Annotated in this window: 18 protein-coding genes; 12 read left to right on the top strand and 6 right to left on the bottom strand. The window is 69.8% G+C overall.

Going from position 1 to position 18,047, the window contains the following annotated elements:
- Positions 1-313: 313 nt before the first annotated feature.
- Complete coding sequence (locus AB0J93_RS14935) at positions 314-3,382, top strand: DUF3427 domain-containing protein (protein WP_363921983.1); 3,069 nt, start codon at positions 314-316, stop codon at positions 3,380-3,382.
- An 11-nt stretch (positions 3,383-3,393) separates the two neighbouring features.
- Here AB0J93_RS14935 and AB0J93_RS14930 read toward each other — a convergent pair whose 3' ends face one another.
- The 3 genes from AB0J93_RS14930 to AB0J93_RS14920 form a co-directional block, all read right to left on the bottom strand.
- On the bottom strand, positions 3,394-4,197 hold the full coding sequence (locus tag AB0J93_RS14930) for a hypothetical protein (protein ID WP_363921981.1): 804 nt from the start codon (positions 4,195-4,197) through the stop codon (positions 3,394-3,396).
- On the bottom strand, positions 4,194-4,943 hold the full coding sequence (locus tag AB0J93_RS14925) for a hypothetical protein (RefSeq protein WP_363921979.1): 750 nt from the start codon (positions 4,941-4,943) through the stop codon (positions 4,194-4,196). The genes AB0J93_RS14930 and AB0J93_RS14925 overlap by 4 nt, the downstream gene beginning before the upstream one ends.
- A 341-nt stretch (positions 4,944-5,284) precedes the next feature.
- Positions 5,285-6,325, bottom strand: a complete 1,041-nt coding sequence (locus AB0J93_RS14920; RefSeq protein ID WP_363921977.1) for a DUF5937 family protein — start codon at positions 6,323-6,325, stop codon at positions 5,285-5,287.
- A 175-nt stretch (positions 6,326-6,500) separates the two neighbouring features.
- Between AB0J93_RS14920 and AB0J93_RS14915 the strand changes: the two genes are divergently transcribed.
- The 8 genes from AB0J93_RS14915 (at position 6,501) to AB0J93_RS14880 (ending at position 13,452) form a co-directional block, all read left to right on the top strand.
- Positions 6,501-7,508 carry an MBL fold metallo-hydrolase gene (locus AB0J93_RS14915; RefSeq protein ID WP_363921975.1) on the top strand — a complete coding sequence of 336 codons (1,008 nt, stop codon included), beginning with the start codon at positions 6,501-6,503 and terminating at the stop codon, positions 7,506-7,508.
- Positions 7,509-7,554: 46 nt separating this feature from the next.
- A complete protein-coding gene (locus AB0J93_RS14910) occupies positions 7,555-7,731 on the top strand; it encodes a hypothetical protein (RefSeq protein WP_363921973.1) in 177 nt (58 codons plus the stop codon).
- Positions 7,732-7,816: 85 nt separating this feature from the next.
- Complete coding sequence (locus AB0J93_RS14905; RefSeq protein ID WP_363921971.1) at positions 7,817-8,314, top strand: hypothetical protein; 498 nt, start codon at positions 7,817-7,819, stop codon at positions 8,312-8,314.
- Between the two features lie 165 nt (positions 8,315-8,479).
- Entirely contained in the window at positions 8,480-10,696 is a 2,217-nt protein-coding gene (locus AB0J93_RS14900; protein ID WP_363921969.1) for a choice-of-anchor J domain-containing protein, read from the top strand.
- Positions 10,697-10,845: 149 nt separating this feature from the next.
- Positions 10,846-11,199 (top strand): nitroreductase/quinone reductase family protein, encoded by a 354-nt coding sequence (locus AB0J93_RS14895; RefSeq protein ID WP_363921967.1) that lies wholly within the window; start codon positions 10,846-10,848, stop codon positions 11,197-11,199.
- A 29-nt stretch (positions 11,200-11,228) separates the two neighbouring features.
- Positions 11,229-11,663: a VOC family protein gene (locus AB0J93_RS14890; RefSeq protein WP_363921965.1), complete on the top strand. Its 435-nt coding sequence runs from the start codon at positions 11,229-11,231 to the stop codon at positions 11,661-11,663.
- A 114-nt stretch (positions 11,664-11,777) separates the two neighbouring features.
- Complete coding sequence (locus AB0J93_RS14885; protein WP_363921963.1) at positions 11,778-12,596, top strand: hypothetical protein; 819 nt, start codon at positions 11,778-11,780, stop codon at positions 12,594-12,596.
- Between the two features lie 97 nt (positions 12,597-12,693).
- Positions 12,694-13,452, top strand: coding sequence for a DivIVA domain-containing protein (locus AB0J93_RS14880; RefSeq protein WP_363921961.1), 759 nt, complete (start codon positions 12,694-12,696; stop codon positions 13,450-13,452).
- A 24-nt stretch (positions 13,453-13,476) separates the two neighbouring features.
- Here the strand turns inward: AB0J93_RS14880 and AB0J93_RS14875 are convergent, their stop codons facing one another.
- Positions 13,477-14,709 carry a multidrug effflux MFS transporter gene (locus AB0J93_RS14875; protein WP_363921959.1) on the bottom strand — a complete coding sequence of 411 codons (1,233 nt, stop codon included), beginning with the start codon at positions 14,707-14,709 and terminating at the stop codon, positions 13,477-13,479.
- A gap of 107 nt (positions 14,710-14,816) precedes the next feature.
- Here AB0J93_RS14875 and AB0J93_RS14870 point away from each other — a divergent pair, with 107 nt between their 5' ends.
- Positions 14,817-15,260, top strand: a complete 444-nt coding sequence (locus AB0J93_RS14870) for a winged helix-turn-helix domain-containing protein (RefSeq protein WP_363921957.1) — start codon at positions 14,817-14,819, stop codon at positions 15,258-15,260.
- On the opposite strand, the gene AB0J93_RS14865 is transcribed toward AB0J93_RS14870, so the two are convergent.
- Both AB0J93_RS14865 and AB0J93_RS14860 read right to left on the bottom strand, forming a co-directional pair.
- Positions 15,257-16,153: an NAD(P)-binding domain-containing protein gene (locus tag AB0J93_RS14865; RefSeq protein WP_363921955.1), complete on the bottom strand. Its 897-nt coding sequence runs from the start codon at positions 16,151-16,153 to the stop codon at positions 15,257-15,259. The two genes, AB0J93_RS14870 and AB0J93_RS14865, sit on opposite strands and share 4 nt — an antisense overlap.
- Entirely contained in the window at positions 16,150-17,019 is an 870-nt protein-coding gene (locus AB0J93_RS14860; protein WP_363921953.1) for an NAD(P)-binding domain-containing protein, read from the bottom strand. Before AB0J93_RS14860 ends, AB0J93_RS14865 begins: the two co-directional genes overlap by 4 nt.
- Before the next feature lie 148 nt (positions 17,020-17,167).
- On the opposite strand from AB0J93_RS14860, the gene AB0J93_RS14855 reads away from it, so the two are divergent.
- On the top strand, positions 17,168-17,524 hold the full coding sequence (locus AB0J93_RS14855; protein WP_093401988.1) for a helix-turn-helix domain-containing protein: 357 nt from the start codon (positions 17,168-17,170) through the stop codon (positions 17,522-17,524).
- Between the two features lie 150 nt (positions 17,525-17,674).
- On the top strand, positions 17,675-18,043 hold the full coding sequence (locus AB0J93_RS14850; protein WP_093401989.1) for a VOC family protein: 369 nt from the start codon (positions 17,675-17,677) through the stop codon (positions 18,041-18,043).
- The last annotated feature ends 4 nt before the right edge of the window (positions 18,044-18,047 follow it).

Raw genomic sequence — 18,047 nt, 5'->3', positions numbered from 1 at the left:
ATTACCGGCAGAGGTCCTACCAGCGGGACCCAAAAGTATTCGCCTGTTTAGCCGGTCTCCTCTAACCTATTTGCGATGTCAATAACCTGCGAAGTTGATATTGCCGATGGTGACAACTCGTCATGGGCTGAGGCGTCCCTGCAGCTCAGGACAGCACCCGCCACAAGCTGAGACCCTGTGCTTGCTGACGGTTGGCGTCGATTCCGGATAGCTCTGCCAGCGACACAGCGCACATCTGTCGTAGATCCGACAGCAGGGCATCTGGCTTCGGGGCAGGGCAGCGTCCCAGGACAGGGCCAGCTACTTTGCCCGCGTGACGGATCTTGAGCGGGGTATCTACGAGCACCTCATCACCCGCGAGTTGGCCAGCCGCCTCCAACACCTGGGCCCCGGGCTAATCCAGCACGCCAGACTTGATCCGGCCGATGCGCACGACGTGTTCGCTCGGCACATCGCGGCGCTCGCCGGCCGGGCACTGCTCGCGGTTGGCGGGGGCGACGACAAACTTGCGCATCAGGTCAAGCTGGCCAACAGGATCTCCGAAGCAATCGCCGCCCTCAGCCCACAAGTGGCCACCGCCCAGGACCAGGTGACCGACGCCAATCACCTTTTGCACGCCATTGCCGCCCCACCGACCCCACCGGCCGCGCCCGTCTTCCCGGCACGCCCCAACACCCCACTCTCCACCGGCGCACTGCTGGTAAACGGCCGCCACCAGCCGCGCATCGGGCACGAGGTCACCCACGAGATGGCGTCCGCCGACCAAGTCGACCTGCTCTGCGCGTTCATCAAATGGCATGGCCTGCGCATCATCGAGCCGGCTATCCGCGACCTGATCGACCGAGGTGGCCGCCTCCGGGTCATCACCACGACCTACCTCGGCGCGACAGACCAACGCGCCCTCGACCGCCTCGCCGAACTCGGCGCTGACATCAAGATCTCCTACGAGACGCGTACCACCCGGCTGCACGCCAAAGCGTGGCTGTTCCGCCGCAACAACGGCATGACCACCGCGTACGTCGGGTCGTCGAACCTGTCGAAGGCTGCGCTTGTCGACGGGTTGGAGTGGAACGTCAGGATCTCGAACGTCGAGCAGCCGTACGTCATCGACACGTTCACCGCCACCTTCGAGGACTACTGGCACGACCCGGCGTTCGAGGATTACCACCCCGGCAGGGACGGCGAGCGGCTGCGCGCCGCGCTGCGCGGGGAGCGGCGCGACGAATCGCCGACCGAGATCGCCAACCTGGATGTGCGGCCGTACCCGTACCAGGCCGAGGTGCTTGCCGACCTGGACGCCGAGCGGAAGGTGCACGGTCGCTGGCGGAACCTGGTGGTGATGGCCACCGGTACCGGCAAGACGGTGGTGGCGGCGCTCGACTACCGCCGGCTGCACCAGGAGAAGGCCGTCGACTCGCTGTTGTTCGTGGCGCATCAGGAGCAGATCCTGCGGCAGAGCCTGGCGACGTTCCGGCAGGTCATGGGGGACGGTAGCTTCGGCGAGACGCTCGTCGGGGGCCGGGCGCCGCAGCACTGGCGGCACGTCTTCGCCTCCATCCAGTCGCTGCACCGGCGGGAGATCGACCCCGAGGCGTACGACATGGTGATTGTCGACGAGTTCCATCACGCGGAAGCGCCGACGTACGCCCGACTGCTGGAGCGGCTGAAGCCGCGCGTACTCCTGGGATTGACGGCGACGCCCGACCGCAGTGACGGCGGCGACGTGCGGCGGTGGTTCGATGGTCGCGCCGCCGTGGAGCTGCATCTGTGGGAGGCGCTGGAGCGGCAACTGCTCGCGCCGTTCCAGTATTTCGGGCTGCACGACGACGTCGACCTGTCGCAGCTTCGCTGGAAGCGCGGGCAGGGGTACGACCCGGCGGAGCTGGACGGCGTCTACACCGGCAACGACGCGCGGGCGCGGATGGTGCTGCGGGCGGTACGGGACAGCGTCGACGTCGACCGGATGCGGGCGCTCGGGTTCTGCGTGAGCATCGGGCACGCCGAGTTCATGGCGGGCTGGTTCAGCAGGCACGGTGTGCGATCGGCGGCGATCACCTCCCGAGTCGACGGTGTCGGTCGGCAGGCGCTGCTCAAGGAGTTCAGGGACGGCACGGTCAAGGTGCTGTTCACCGTCGACCTGTTCAACGAGGGTGTCGACCTGCCGATGGTCGACACGATCCTGATGCTGCGGCCGACCGAAAGTGCCACGATTTTCCTTCAGCAGCTCGGCCGTGGGCTGCGCCTGGACGACGACAAACCGTGCCTGACCGTGCTCGACTTCATCGGCGGGCAGCACGCCAACTTCCGCTTCGACCTGCGGTGGCGGGCTCTGACCGGCGTCAGCCGCCGCGCGATAACCGAGGCGGTACGCGACGACTTCCCGTCCCTGCCGAGCGGCTGCCACATCCAGCTCGACCGGGTGGCCAAGGACATCGTGCTGGCCAACCTGAAGTCAGCGATGCCGACCTCGAAGGCCGGGCTGGTCAAGGAGCTTCGGCTACTCGGGGACGTGAACCTGGGCGAGTTCCTGCGTGAGGCCGGCGTGGAGATCGAGGACGTCTACCGGTCGGCGAGCGTCGGCGGGTGGACCGGGCTGCGGCGGCTAGCCGGGCTGGAAAGCTCGCCGGGCGGCCGGGACGACCGCGAGTTGGGCCGGGCCATCGGGCGGATGCTGCACCTGGACGACCCTGACCGGCTCGACCTGCTGGCCCGGGTGGCGGCCGGCGAGCGGCCGGAGGTTGGGCGGCTCTGGGACATTCTGCACTTCGACCTGTGGGGGCCGAATGTGCCGCTCACCGAACGCGAGGAACGACTGACGCGGCTCTGGGCCGAACCGGCCCGCTGCGCCGAGCTTCGGCAGGTGGCCGAGGTGCTCCGCGACCGCATCCACCGGGTCACGCAGCCGGTCGACGGGCTGCCGCTGCGGGTACACGCCCGGTACAGCCGCAACGAGGCGTGCGCCGGCTTCGGCATGGCGAAGCCGGGGTCGCTGCGGGAAGGCGTGAAGTGGCTGCCAGATGCCAGGGCCGACATCTTCTTCGTCACCCTGGTCAAGTCCGAGCAGCACTACTCCCCCACCACGATGTACACCGACCGGGCCATCACCGACACCCTCTTCCAGTGGGAGTCGCAGAGCACCACGTCGTCGGCGTCCGCGACCGGGCAGCGATACATCCACCACGCCGCACGCGGCTCCACCGTGCATCTCTTCGTGCGGGAGACCCGGATACCGGACCGCGACCTGGGCGCGCCGGCCTACCTGTACGCCGGCCCGATGACGTACCAGGAACACACCGGCGACCGGCCGATGCGGATCATCTGGGAGCTGAGGCACCCGTTGCCCGCCGACATGTACGCCGCCGCCCGCGCCATCGCCGCCTGACCCCCACGTAGCTATGGAACCGGCACCACTTCTCTCAGCAGCGCCCGCATCCGGATGCGGTCTGCCGTGCTGGCCGACATCTGCTTCAGGCCGGCCGCTTGGGGGGCGCCGAAGAAGCGGTGCAGCACCTCTGCGGCCTGGCGGCCGGTAACGCTGCCCGGCCAGTCCGCCACCCGCAGCCCGGCCTCATAGCCCGCGTTGATGAGTCGCCACAGATCAACCGCGTCCTTGGCCGCGAATCGTCCGCGGTAAGCGAGCGCCTTCAGACAAAGCGCGGAGGCCACGTCCGGAAGCATGACGCGCAGGTTGAGCGCCTCGCCGCCGGTGAGTTGGACGTGGGCGTCGAGTAACTTGGCAGGCCGATGTAGCGCGAGCACGAGGCCGGGTACCTCGTCGACCACCAGTTCACCGTGTCGTTGGTTTGGCACCAACGCACCTTGGTACGACGGGGCGAGGATGTCGACCACCAGAGTCAGCGGCCCTTGGGAGTCTTCGACCTCGCGGGTGAACCGGTTGGCTGCCTCCCGAGACGTGTAACCGCGCTCGGAGAGTTCGGCCGGTACGCGAGGGTCAGCGATGACGGTGGGCAGGGCGGCGAAGTCGGCGTCCGCCGTCTCGCGCAGTGGCACCTGTGCGGATACGCCGTGCAGCGCGACGAGCAGAGTGACCATGTGACCGCCGACAATCCGATGGTCGAGTTCGAGCGCGGTGGTGATCTCCGCCAGGTCAGCAAGGGTGAGGAATCCTGCGTCCGCGGCTCGGCTGGTCGAGACGAGCGAGACGGAACGCGGTGGCACTGGGGTCGATCCGGTCACGCCGCGTACCTCCGATCATGGTGGCGTTGGCGCAGCGTGTTCCACACGCGCTGTGCCGCCTCTTCGTTGTCGGGACCGGGCGAGCGCCGGATGTCCCAGAGGACCTGGAGCGGATCGGCGAGTGGGAGGCCGGGCACCGCGTGGCCGGAGGCTGGCCACAGACCCGGATCCCTCGGCACGGTGAGTTCGAGCGTCGCCTCCTCGTCGCCAGCGGGCACGAAGCCCGCGTCGGCCAGGTTCACTCCGGCGCGGGCGTAGAGGATCGCCCGTGTCGGGGCACGCCATGGGGCGATGACGTCGGCCGCGACGTCCCCGGACACCACGACGCCAGCAGCATCTTTTTCCGCGACCAGTTCGACGACCGCCCGGGCTTGCTCGACCACTGAAGCCAGGCTGTACCAGTAGGTGCTGATGCCCCCCGGTCCCGGATAGGTCGACAGCCACCACAGGATCGCCTCATCGAGGTTCCGCACGACCCAGCCGCTCGACGTGCGGCGCACGAGGTCATCGTCAGCCAACGCAGCCAGCGCCTGGGAAATCCGTGGTTGGGAGACGCCGACAAGGACGGCCAGTTCCTGCTGGGTCGCGTACGGCTGTTGAATCAGCCGGCGGACCAGGGTGAAGGTGCCCCAGGGCACCCGACCGCGCTTGGCTGATCGCTTTACTGCCTCCGTTGGGGGTCGCAGCGCGACCTGTTCCCCGTCGAGGCGCAGCACACCCGTCACCTGCTGCTCGCCGTCGATCAACCAGGACCAGCCGGCGGCGTCGACTGCTTCCCGCACTGCGGCCGTCGCTGACGGAACGATGATCAGGCACGGTCCGGCGTGGCGGTCGATCGACATGGCGATGTCGCGCGGGGTCAGCGGAGTAGGGGAGGCGATGACGGTCAACGTGGCGCGGACATCGGCGTAGCTCAGTTCAACCCGGTCAGCCGAACGCGGCACGAGCGCGACCCCCGCTTCAGTCAGCGCCTGCCAGACGGACGTCGATATAAGCATTACCCACCTCCCTCGGTAATACTTATACACCCTGTCTACCTGCTGCTCGCCGACATTGGGCGGAGAACATCGCGCGGCTTCACCGGTCGTCAGCCGTTGCGGCCGTCGCCGCGCAGCGCCCGTAACAGCCCCGCCGCCGACTGCGTCCGCTCGTACCGGACCTCATGTCCCTCCCGCCGGGACACGACGAGCCCGGCCCGGCGCAGCCGCCCCAGGTGGTACGACACGGTGGCCGGGCTGATCCGGTGCCGCGCCGCCAGTTCGGTCGTGGTCAGCGGCGTAGCCAGGTCGGTCAGCAGCGCGGCCCGGCGCGCGCCGAGAATGCCGGTCTCCTCGCCGGCCGGGGCGGGCAGCGACCACACCTGGCCCCGCCCCCGCGCCGGGTAGCCGACCATGACCAGGCCGGGTGCGCCCAGGTACACCGCTGGGCGGGGCAGGAACGCCGACGGGGACAGGATGAGCCCTCGGGCCGCGTCGAGGGACAGCTCGGCGGGCGAGTCGAGGGTCACCCGGCGGCCGTCCCAGGTGAGCCTCGGGTCGAGGGTGCGGACGATGTCGGCGAGCCCGGTCCGGGTGGCAAGTGTGGCGCGGTGGCGGATGTCCTCGTCGAGCACCCGGTGCAGGGTCGGCCACAGGTCGACCTGCGTGTGCCGCCAGAAGCGGGCGAGCTGGTCGACGACGCAGGTGAGCAGCGCCTCCTCGCCACGTCGGGCGAGGAGCTCGGCGACCGTGGCCGGCAGTGGTGGCCGAGGGTCTCGTCCGGTCGGGCTGCGTTCCAACAGGACCGGCGGGGGTGGGCCGATCCGGAACGCCGTCCGTAGCTGTCGGTGGACGTTCTCGCCGGTGGTCGCCGCCACGGCCGCGAGTTCCTCGTCGAGGGTGGGCTGGTAGCTGCCGGGCAGCGGGGACAGAAAATCCGGGATGTACGCGGCGGCACCGTTGACCAGCGCGAACAGCACGTCGACCGAGCCGGGGTCGAGGGTGCGCCGAGTCTGGGTCACCCAACTACGGGCGTACGGTGCCCGCTCGGGGTGGGCGAGCACCTCCAGCGCGTTTGTGACCTCCGTCAGCCGCGACAGCGCAAACCGTGACCGGACGAGCCGTTCCGCGTCGACGTGCAGAGTCAACACATCGCCAACATTAGAACCCGCTCGAATCCTTGGCACCCGCCCTCGCCCCGCTGATCTCCTGACAACTACGGGGAAGATGTCGCCTCCCGCCGAGGTGAGGGGACACCTTCCCCGAAGTTGCACCCAGCCGGCCCTGCGACGGCGGTCGGCGTGGACTTGGATGGAGGAGAGTGCTGTGTCGTACTCGCGAGAAGGGGTTAGCCGGCGGACGTTGCTGCTGGGGGCGGCGGCCGTGGGTGGCGGTGTCCTCGCCGCCCGGCCCGCGCAGGCGGAGGTGCCGCCCGCGCAGGCAGCGGCCCGGCCGGCGCTGGCGGAGGCGCGGCGGGGCCGCTCGACTGTCCGCGCGGTGGGATGCTTCGAGGTGCTCGCGCTACGCGACGCCGCCGGCCCGTTCTTCCTCAGCTACGACGACGCCTTCTCCGGGGCGTCGGGAAATGATTGGGCGGCGGCCCGGCGTATCGACCCGGCCGCGTTCGGGCCGGATCGGACGTGGCACCTGGACTTCCGCTGCTACGCCATCCGCCGTCCCGGCGACCGGTACACGCTTGTGGACACCGGGATCGGGCCGGAGGGCAGCCCGGCTTCGGCATGGGCGCCGGTGCCGGGCGCGCTGCCTCAGGTGCTGGCCGGCAACGGGATCGACGTACGTCGGGTGGACACGGTGGTGCTGACGCACCTGCACGAGGACCATGCCGGCTGGGCGGTCACGGCCGAGGGCGTGCCGATGTTCCCGAACGCACGGTACGTGGTGCAGCAGCGCGAACTCGACGCGCTGGAAGCCGGCGGCAGTGAAATGCTGGGGTACGTGGTGCGGCCGTTGCGGGCGGCGGGGCAACTGCACCCCGTGGACGGTGCCGTGGTACTCAGCGGCGACCCGGCGGGGGCCGGCCGTCGTACCCTCACCGGCCGCAGCGGTGACCGCATCCGGGTGGTGCCCACCCCCGGCCACACCCCTGGGCACCAGTCGGTGCTGGTGGAGGGTGGCCGCCACGACCAGGTGGTGGTCACCGGTGACGTGCTCGTGCACGCCGTCCAGATCGCCGACCCGGACGTCGCCTACCGGTACGAGGCGGACCAGGACCTGGCCCGGCTGACCCGCCGCAGTCTGCTCGACACGGCCCGCCACGAACGCGCGGTGCTCGCCACCGCGCACCTCAACCGCCCCTTCGTCGAACTCGACTGAAACCGCGTCCGGCCAGGTCGGCACCACCCGATCAGCCCGGACCGGCGTGCGGAGCATCACCAGGCGCGATCTGTCCCGGGACGAGATCGCCGGCCTGCTGCGGCAGGCCCTGGGCGCGCAGGTCGAGCTGCGCGACGTCGTCGAGTTCACCGACGGCTATTTCTACGCCGATCCGGCAGCAGGCCCTGGCCCACCTGGACGCCGTGCTGGCCCAGCTCGGTAAGCCGGTCTGACGAAGTACGGTCGCGTCCGGGCGATCGGCGGCCCATGGATCTTGATGAGCCTCCAATGTGGGAGGATGCCAGCGCATGTGCGCGATCTTCGCGCCGGAGCATCAGGAGGGCGTAATGCGGGGACTGGCACGACGACTGGCCATCTCGATTGTCTCGGCGACGGTGGCGGCGGTGACGCTCGCGTCGCCGGCACAGGCCGCGACGAATCCGTTCACCGCGGCACAGGCGTGCAACAACGATTTCGGTGGTTCGTGGGCCCACACCACTGACGGCCACCGGTCGATTTCCGCACCGGATGGCACCAAGGTGGGCGATGTCTACCTGATGTACAACAGCGCCAGCGGGTACAACTGTGTCGTCACCCTCAAGCGGGTGGCGGTGGGCTCGACGACCGGGGTTTCCGCCGGGATCCGGGTGCAGGGCGGTTCCTGGGCCTACGACCCGGGCAACTACAAGTACTACGCGGCGATTCAGCGCTCCGCCCGGGACAAGTGCGTCATGTACAACGGCGAGGTTCTGTATTTCACGAGCTGGCAGAGCGCCGGCCGGTACAGCTGGGGTAACTGCGGCTGATCGGGCGCTTGGCGCGAAAGCCTCACCGCCTCGATTGATTCCGGTGAAGGGTTGCCTGATCGGGGGCGACGTGCACAGGATACGGGGACGCTCGATCAGCGTGCGTAGATCCACCGGTGCCCGGGCCACCCCGGGCCGGTGGTCTTCCACCTATGAGGAGGTTTCGTGGCACGACGCCGCTTCGCGGGGATAGCAGCCAGCGCCATCGTCCTACCGTTACTCGTCATCGCTCAGCCGACCGCCGCCTCGGCCACCCCGGAGGCCGCGACCGTCAAGCCGGTGCCGGCCCCGGCCACCGGGCTCGCCAGCGATGTCCGTGAGCTGACCCGCAAGGACTTCACCTTCAACGGTCAGCGCCTGGAGGCCCCGACCCAGTATCAGCCGCGCACCCAGGCCCGGTCGAAGGCGGCTGCGGCCGACACGCCGCCGGTCGGCACGGTGCGGCAGTGGCTCGCCCTGGACGACTACCAGGGTGTGATCTACCTGAAGGACTACACGCTGCGCGGCGTGGGCGACAACATCGAGGTGTGGGTCGCCAACGACACGGAGTTCCCGGAGGGTGACTGCCGCCGGCAGATCCCGAACTCCACGGTGGTCACCGACGAGCAGGTCGCTGGCCTGGTCCACGAGTTCGACACCAACATGTACCCGAAGTCGACTGCCGCGTTCAGCACCCCGCCCGAGCGGGACGGCAGCAACGCGCAGATCGACGGGGACTTCACCGGTGCCGGTAACCGGACGGTCACGCTCGTCGACAACGTACGCGACGACAACTTCTACGACTTCCCGGCCGCCCCCAGCTACATCGCCGGGTTCCACTTCTCGCTCTTCAACGAGCTGCTCGACCGCAACATCATGACTGTCGACGCGTTCGACTGGGCGCACCGCACCGGCGCGAACCCGCCGAACGAGCCGACCGACGACCTGTGCACCAGCCGGCCGGCCCGCCCGCAGCTGTACGAGGGCACGTTCATCCACGAGTGGCAGCACCTGGCGCACTACTACACCGACCCGTTCGAGACGACCTGGCTGAACGAGGGTCTCTCCGACTTCGTGCAGACGCTCGCCGGGTACGTCGACGCCACGGCCCGGGTCGACGAGCCCGGCACGGACAGCCACATCTACTGCTTCCAGGGCTTCGGCATCGTCCAGACGGACTACAACACCAATCCACGGGACTGCGGTGGCCCGGAGAACTCGATAAACCTGTGGAACGAGGGCAGTACGTCGAGTGGCGTGCTGGCCGACTACGGCAACGTCTACTCGTTCGTGCTGTTCCTGTACGACCGCTACGGCCTGGACTTCATCTCGCGGCTGCACCGCGACGGTGAGCTGCAGGGCTTCGCCAGCCTGGAGGCGGCGCTGAAGGCCGAGGGCGTCAAGGACATGTACAAGGTGATCCACGACTACCAGACGATGAACCTGGTGGACCGGATCGTCGGGAACTCCAAGCTCGGCATCATGCTCGGGGTGGACAAGCGCCGGGTCACCACGGCCAGCCTCGACGCCACCGTGAACCTGGCCAACCCCGCCTCGTACGCGGCCGGCGGCGCGGCACCCAACGGCGCCGACTACGTCACCTTGCAGAAGGCCAACGGCAAGCCGCTGGGCCTGGGCGATCTGCGTTCGATCAAGTTCCAGGGCACGAAGACGTTGCCGCCGGTCCCGCTGGCCTGGCAGATCGTCAGCGACGACCCGGATCGCAGCGGTAACCCGGTGCTGTGGTCCGGCAACGGCAACAGCCTGGACGTCGCCGCGGTCACCCCGGTGACCGTGCCGGCCGCCGACCCGACGCTTACCTTCCTGGCGAAGTACGGTGCCGAGACCGGCTACGACTACGGCTACGTCAGCGTCTCCACCGACGGCGGCGAGACCTACACCGTCATCCCCGGTGAGGAGACCGTCGCCGGTCCGCTCGGCCCGGCGCTGAACGGCACCACCGACGGCTTCCAGCCGCACTCGTTCGACCTGTCCGCGTACGCCGGGCAGGACGTGCTGGTCAGCTTCCGGTACGTCAGCGACGGCGGTGTCAACGAGGGCGGTCTGCTTGTCGACGACATCGCGGTCGGCGGCACGCTGGTCAGCGACGGTTCGAGCCTGGAGCCGTTCGACTCGCCGTCGGAGATCAACCCGACGCCGGTGGCGAACTGGAACGTCCGCTTCGTCGGCATCAACGAGAAGCTCAAGCTGGCCTACCAGGTGGAGGCCGACGGCAAGTCCAACTTCACCCTCGGCCTGATCCAGACGGCCCTGCTGAGCGCCTTCCCGAAGGTGGTCGCCATCGTCGCCTACGACGAGCCGACCGAGCAGGTCACGCAGTACGCGCCGTACACCCTTACGGTGAACAACGTGGTACAGCCCGGCGGCGCTCCGCTGAGCTGACCTGAACAGGAACTCCCGGTGCCGCGCCACGCGGCACCGGGAGTTTTCTGTTCCGCCGGGCGAAGCTGCCGGATCCGGCGACGCGGCCCGGCGTCGGTCCCTAGCCTGGCCAGCAGAGACATCGTCGGGGGCAAGCAGCGGGGGACACCATGACCAACGCGATCGGTGACGCACTTGATGGCGTACGCGAAGTCGAGCTGACCGTGACCGGCCGCAGGAGCGGGCGGCAGATCACCCATCCGGTGTGGTTCGTGCAGGAGGACGACAACGTCTTCCTGGTGCCGGTGACCGGCTCGGACAGCCAGTGGTACAAGAACGTCCGGCAGACCCCGATGGTCCAGTTGGCGGTCAACGGCACCGCGTTGAGTTCGAGCGCCACCCCGATCACCGAGGCCGACCGGGTCGACCACGTCGTGGCGATGTTCCGCGACAAGTACGGTGCCGACCAGATCGCCTCGCTCTACCCGAAACACGACGTCGCCGTCCAGGTCCCCCTCGGGTAGCCGCTGCGACCCCGGGTTAGGTTGCGCTGATGGAACAGCGTCTCAGTCTGATCACGCTCGGCGTCGCCGATCTGGCCCGGTCCCGCGACTTCTACCGGCAGCTCGGCTGGCAGGGCCAGGAGGTCGAGCACACCGTCTTCTTCCAGGCCGGCGGGCTCGCCGTCGTACTGTGGTCGCGCCAGTCACTGGCCGAGGACGCCGGTGTCGACGACCGGGCCGCGGGCGGCTTCGCCGGGGTCGCGCTGGCCCACAACGTACGCGAGCGCGCCGAGGTGGATCAGCTGATGACCGCCGCCGCCCGGGCCGGTGCCAAGGTCACCCAACCGGCCCGCGACACCTCCTACGGCGGGTACGCCGGCTACTTCACCGACCCGGACGGTCACCTCTGGGAGGTCGCCTGGAATCCAGGCTTCCCGATCGCGGCGGACGGCACCATCACCATCCCCGACTTCGGCGCACCCTGACAAACGGCCGCATCATCGCCAACCACGGCGGTCGCCTACCCGTCGGTGGGCGGCCGTCCGGGTATCCGCCGTGCCATGCTCTCCCCAACGACTCACGCATCCGAGGGGATCGATGTGGAGTTGCGTAGAGACCGCACCCTGTTGGTGTTCGGCCTGTTCCTCTTCGTGACCGGCGCGCTCGTGCTGGGCTGCATCGAGCGTCTCACCGTGTTCGGGTGGATCTTCGGCCTCATGACCCTGCTGATAGGCGGCGGGATGGTCCTCGCCCAGCGCCGGCCGTTCACGTTCCACATCGGCCCGAACGGGCTGGTCGTTCAGGTAACCGGGTTCAGCCGGGCGGTGCCGTGGGCCGAGGTCGACGCGATCATCCTCGACCCGCAGGTGCCGGTGGTGGGCGAGAAGCACCAGATATCCACCTTTCTGCTACTGGTGCCGGCGGCGGGTTCGACGATCGGCGGCCCGTTCGACGGTCGGAGCCCGCTCGACGGACGGCCGGCGTTGGTCCTGGTCGATCTCGTCGATGTCAAGCAGCCGGTGGACGAGGTGGCGTCGGTGCTGGCCCGCTACGCCGGGAGCCGCTTCACAGACGTCCGCCAACTACGCCGTGCTCGTTTCGACTCGCCGCGATTCACCATGAGGCCGGGAGGGTACGAGCCCGCCCGGGTCAACGAGCTGATCCAGGTCGGACAGCAGGTGCTGCTCAGCGAACAGTCGCGGCTGCGCTCGGACGCCAAGACGTTCGTCGATCGGATCCGGGCGGAGTTGCCCACCAGCGAGCTGGGCTATGACCGCACCGAGGTGGACTCGATGCTGGACGAGCTGTCGACCCTGATCGCCCGCTTACCCGACCAGGCCGTCCCGCTTGACCGGCACAACCCGTCCAACCCGAGCGACCCGTCCAGCCATAGCAACCCGAGCAACCCGCCCGGCTGAGTGTCAGTGATCAGCGGCGGCCGACGCCGACAGGGTCAGCGCTGACTGCGTCGGCGTGCCATGCTCTGCACGCCATTTAGATGATCGAGGTGTCGTCATGGAGCTGCGCAGGAATCGACGGTCGCTGGCGCTCGGGGTGCTGCTGCTCGCGTTCGGGGTGTCCCTCCTGCTGGGCTCTCCCGGGATGGGCGCGTCGATCTTCGCCGGAGCCGCACTGCTGACGGGTGGTTGGATCACCGCTCGGTCGCTGCGGCCGTTCCGGTTCCGGATCGGCCCCGACGGGCTGGACCTGAGGGTCGCCGGGCTCAACCGGTTGGTGCCGTGGGCCGAGATCGACACGATCGTGCTGGGCCAACCCGCACGGGCAGCGGCTGCGGGACCGGCTGCTCCGTCGTTGCTGCTGGTCCCGGGCGTCGGCTCGGCAATCGACCGTCCGCTCGTCGGTCGGACCCCGGTCGACGACCGGCCCGCCCTGGTGCTGCTCAGCCTCGCCGACGTGCGGGAGTCGGCGGACGAGGTGGCCGCCGAGTTGACCCGGGTCAGCGGTGGCCGCTTCACCGACGCCCGGCAAGGCCGAATCGACGCCCGGCAGGGCCAGCGGATTCTCTCCGAGCCGGTCTTCGACTCGGCGCTGCGCGGCTATGAGAAGCGGATGGTGGACGACCTGATCCAGCGGGGTCTGGACGCGCTCGCCTCGGGACCGGCGGAACAGCGTCACGCGGTCAGGGCGGAGCTGGACGGGAGGACGCTGGAGGTCGCGCTGCGCGGCTACGACATGGGGCAGGTCGACGCCTTCCTGGAGCGGCTCGCCGCCGCCCTCGCCGACGAGCCGGGAGCGCCGGCACAGCCCGAGTAGCCGGAGCAGCCGGCACAGCCCGGGCTATCGGGCGCGGCCCGGGCGGGCGAGGGTCAGCAGCGTCAGCAGGGAGGCGGCAGCGGCGGCGCTGAGTACCACGGCCATCGGGATCGCGCTGCCCTCCCCGCCGAGCCCGACAAGTGGTGCGGCGCTGGCGGCGATGACGGCCTGGATGCCGCCGAGCACCGCCGCGGCGGTGCCGGCGCGGGCGGCGTGCCGGTCCAGGGCGAGGGCGGTCCCGTTTGGCATCACCAGGCCGAGCGAGCCGAGGAAGACGAAGAGCGCGGCGATGACCACTGGCAGGTTGTTTAGCAGTGCCCCGGTGAGCACACCGAGGGCGGCTAGCACGCCGAGACCGAGGCCGGCGACCAGCAAGGGTCGGGGATCGTAGCGGTCGAGCAGGCGGGCGTTGAGCTGGCCGACGGCGACGAAGGCGAGGGCATTGGCACCGAAGACGAGGCTGAACGTGCCGGCGGAGAGGCCGAAGACGTCCTGGAGGACGAACGAGGAGCCGGAGAGGTAGGCGAAGAGTCCGGCGAAGGCGAGGCCCTGGGTCAGCGCGTACCCGAGATAGACGCGGTCGGCGAGCAGGGCGCGGCCGGCGGCGGCGGTCGCGGCCAGGCCACCGGTGTTGCGCCGCTCGGCGGGCAGGGTCTCCGGCAGCCGCAGCGCGACGGCGGTGGCGAGCAGGGCACCGACCAGCGCGAGGGCGACGAAGATGGTGCGCCAGTCGCCGACGTTGAGTACCAGGCTGCCGAGCGCGGGGGCGACCATCGGCGCGATGCCGAAGATCAGGACGAGTCGGGAGAAGTACTTGGCGGCGGCCCGGCCGGAGTACAGGTCACGCACCACGGCGCGGGCGACGACCGTACCCATGCCACCGGCGAAGCCCTGCGCGAAGCGGGCCACCGCGAGCGTCTCCGCCGACGGTGCGAGGGCGCAGACCAGCGACAACACGGTGTACGCGGCGACGCCGACAAGCACCGGAAGGCGCCGCCCCCAGCGGTCGCTGAGCGGGCCGGTGACGAGTTGGCCCAGCGCCATGCCGATCAGGCAGGTGGTCAGGGAGAGCTGGATCTGCGCCTGGCTGGCGGCCAGGTCACGGGTCATCCCGGGAAAGGCAGGCAGGTAGGTGTCAAGCGACAGCGGGCCGATGGCGGTGAGCGAGCCGAGCAGCACCAGCAGCGCGAGGGCGGCGCGACCGGTGGGTGGGGTGATGCGCTCCGGCGGGCGTACGGGCACGTCGGTCTGCGGCATCGGTGTCCCCTCGGCGGTCGGTGCCACCACGGCGTGGCCGGCTGCCGGGGGCGTCCGGCTACGATAGCTCTGCCTACAGAGGTGTTGCAGCGTGGAAGGGCGGCACTGTGACCGACGAGACGCTCGACCAGCTCGGTGCCGCCCTCAGTGACCTGCATCGGGTGCTCCGCCGGCGGGCCATCCAGCGGACCGGACGTGCCGCCCTGCCGGACGCGCAGGTCGAGGTGCTCCGGCTGGTGCAGCGCCAGCCCGGGATCAGCGTCCGGGAAGCCGCCGAGCGACTGGGCACCGCCGCGAACACGGTGAGCACCCTGGTCGGCGAGCTGACCACCGCCGGCCTGCTGCGCCGGGACCGGGATCCGGCCGACCGGCGTACCGTCCGGTTGAAGTTGACCGACGTGGCGTACGAGCGCATCGCCGCCTACGGGCAGTACCGCCGTGAGCTGCTCGCCGCCGCTCTGGCCGGCCTCGACGCGACCGACCGGGAGCGGCTGCGCGCCGCCGCGCCCGCCCTGTCCCGCCTGGCCGACCGCACCACCGAGCTGCCCTAACCGGCCCGGATCACCTCGTACAGGGCGGTCCAGTCCTGGTCGCCGTGCCCGGCCGCGACCGCCCGCTCGTAGTGTGACCTGACCGCCTTCGGCAACTCGACGTCGACGCCGGCTGTCTCGCTGGTCCGCAGGATGTGCTCGGCGGTGGCACCCATCATCCGCGACGTGCTCAGGTCGCCCGGGTGCTCGCCGGCCTCCAGTGCGCGGGCCAACTCTAGCCCGTCGCCGATCATCGCCGGGATGTCGGTGAGGGTGGTGAGCGCGCCGGGCAGGAAGTCGGCCGCTGGTACGCCCGCCGCGGTGACGAGTGCGGTGGCGTGCAGCAGGCTCGACAGGCAGGTCAGGAAGACGTCGAGGTGCGCCTGGTAGAACAGTTGCGCCAACCCCGGATCGGTGCCCAGGTACCTCGGTTCGCCGATGATCCTCAGGACCGGCTGGCTGCGGTCGTACGCGTCGCCGGCTCCGCTGTAGAACACGTACGCCTCGCTGGTGCCGACCATGGGGGCGGGCACCATCACCCCGCCGGTCACGAACCGTGCACCGTGGCTCGCGGCCCACGTCGCCGCCTGTCGGGAGATGTCGGGGGTGTCGGAGCTGAGGTTGACCAGGGTGCGGTCGGCCAGGGCCCCGGGTTCGTCCGCCAGCGGGCCGAGGATGTCGTACATCGCCGGGTAGTCGGTGAGGCTGAGGATGGTCAGTTCGCCGGCGGCCACCGCGGCGGCGGGCGTCGGCGCGCGGGTGGCTCCCGCGGCGACCAGGGCGTCGGCCCGGCTCGGGGTGCGGTTCCACAGCGTGACCGGATGTCCGGCGCGGATCAGGGCGGCGGCCATCGCCTGCCCCATCGGCCCGAGACCGATGACGGTGACCGGCCGGAGATCGCTGTTCCCGCTCATCGGACACTCCTCAGTTCCTCGAACATGCGGGCGGTGCCGTGCTCCCCGAACCCGGCGGCGAGCTGCCGACGGACCAGGTCGTGCGCCGGCTTGAGCACCTCGTCGGTGACGCCCTGCCCGGTGCTGGCCTGCATCACCGTGCTGAGGGCCGTCTCGGTGAACCGCAGGCTCTGCTGGCCCGGCCCGAGGTAGTCCTGCTCGTCGATCGTCGCGGCGTAGTCGGCCAGTTGCTCCGTCATCGCGGCGAGGAACGGTGCCTGCCGCCGGACGAACTCGCCGGCCGGCACTCCCTCGGAGCCGACCATGGCCGCGCCGTGCAGGAAGCCGGCGAACATCGCGTACATGCCGGCCAGCATCGCCGTGTCGTAGAGCGCCGCCATGCCCGCGTCCGGCCCGAGGTAGCTGCTCTCACCCCACAGGTCGAGCAGTTGTCGGTGCTGCGCGAAGCCCTCCGCCGATCCGCTGTAGAAGATCGCCGACTCGGGGCCGCCGATCGTCTCCGGGACGGCCATGATCGCACCGTCGAGGAGGCCGATGTCCCGCTCGCCGGCCCAGCGGGCGAGGTCACGGGACTGGTTCGGCGTCGTGGTGGTCAGGTTGATCACGGTACGACCGGACAGGCCGGTCGCCACGGGTTCGAGCACCTGCCGTACGGAGGTGGCGTCGAAGAGGCAGACGACGACCGTGCGCGTACCGACGATCGCCTGCTCGACGCTGTCGGCGATGACGGCGCCCTGCTCGCCGAGGCTCTGCGCCCGGTGACCGGTGCGGTTCCAACAGACGATCCGGTGGCCGGCGTCCGATGCCGTTCTCGCGAGCGCGCTGCCCATCGCGCCCAGTCCCAGGAAGGTGGTGCTGACTGTCATTCGGTGGTCCCCTGCTCTGTCCGATGATCCGACGGGCGCGCCGATCACCATGGTTGGCGACCACAATCGAGCGGGCAAGTACCCACTATTTTGTTCAATACTTACCTGAAGGTAAGTGATGAAGATCGGCTACCGAGGAGGCGGACCCATGGCATCAGGCGACAGGTGCGGCCCGTACATCTGCGGGATCGACGCCGCGATGGACGTGGTGTCGGGGAAGTGGAAGTCGCTGATCCTGTGGGAGCTGGACAACCACGGCACCCGGCGGTTCGGCGAGCTGAAACGTGGTCTGCCCGGCGTCAGCGAGAAGATGCTCATCCAGCACCTGCGGGAGATGGAGCAGGACGGTCTGGTCCACCGCGAGGTCTACCGGGAGGTCCCGCCCAAAGTGGAGTACTCCCTGACCGAACACGGCAGGTCACTCAACGAGGCGCTCGGCCCGCTGGGCGAGTGGGGGCAGCGCCGGGCCGAGCGGCTGGCCGCCGAGGCGGCGGCCGCGTCCTGATTGTGTCCCGTCGCCTGCCGGGCGGGGCGCGGCCGTCCCTGGCCGCGCCCCACTGCGGTCGGGTGACTCGACGGCGAACCTCGGCTCCTGTCGCACCCGGGCCCTAGCCTCTGTTTCGTCCGAGCCCTTCCCGTACGCCGGAGGCAGCAGATGCTCGACCATCTCGGCATTCAGGTCCGTGACCTCGACGCCAGCATCACGTTCTACGACGCCGTCCTGGCCACGCTCGGTGCCCGCCGGATGTTGCAGTATCCCGAGGCCGTCGGTTACGGCAGCGGCAAGCCGGACTTCTGGCTCAGCCCGGCCCCCGCCGAGGCGGTGGGGCAGGAGAGCCACATCGCCTTCACCGCACCCGACCGCGGGGCGGTGCGGGCATTCCACGACGCGGCGGTGGCCGCCGGGGCGCGGGTGCTGCACGAGCCTCGCGTCTGGCCGGAATACCACGCCGACTACTTCGGCGTGTTCGTCCGCGACCCGGACGGCAACAACGTCGAGGCGGTCTGCCACGCACCCGGGTAGGCGG

This window comes from Micromonospora sp. NPDC049374 (assembly GCF_040677165.1).
GTDB lineage: Bacteria > Actinomycetota > Actinomycetes > Mycobacteriales > Micromonosporaceae > Micromonospora.
The sequence above is the reverse complement of the archived record's forward strand: the minus strand, read 5'-3'. Positions and strand labels throughout refer to the sequence as shown.

Coding starts and splice junctions, on each gene's coding strand:
- AB0J93_RS14905 (WP_363921971.1), top strand. CDS start 7,817: ATGTGCGCGATCTTCGCGCCGGAGCATCAGGAGGGCGTAATGCGGGGA.
- AB0J93_RS14895 (WP_363921967.1), top strand. CDS start 10,846: ATGACCAACGCGATCGGTGACGCACTTGATGGCGTACGCGAAGTCGAG.
- AB0J93_RS14890 (WP_363921965.1), top strand. CDS start 11,229: ATGGAACAGCGTCTCAGTCTGATCACGCTCGGCGTCGCCGATCTGGCC.
- AB0J93_RS14880 (WP_363921961.1), top strand. CDS start 12,694: ATGGAGCTGCGCAGGAATCGACGGTCGCTGGCGCTCGGGGTGCTGCTG.
- AB0J93_RS14875 (WP_363921959.1), bottom strand. CDS start 14,709: ATGCCGCAGACCGACGTGCCCGTACGCCCGCCGGAGCGCATCACCCCA.
- AB0J93_RS14865 (WP_363921955.1), bottom strand. CDS start 16,153: ATGAGCGGGAACAGCGATCTCCGGCCGGTCACCGTCATCGGTCTCGGG.
- AB0J93_RS14860 (WP_363921953.1), bottom strand. CDS start 17,019: ATGACAGTCAGCACCACCTTCCTGGGACTGGGCGCGATGGGCAGCGCG.
- AB0J93_RS14855 (WP_093401988.1), top strand. CDS start 17,168: ATGGCATCAGGCGACAGGTGCGGCCCGTACATCTGCGGGATCGACGCC.
- AB0J93_RS14850 (WP_093401989.1), top strand. CDS start 17,675: ATGCTCGACCATCTCGGCATTCAGGTCCGTGACCTCGACGCCAGCATC.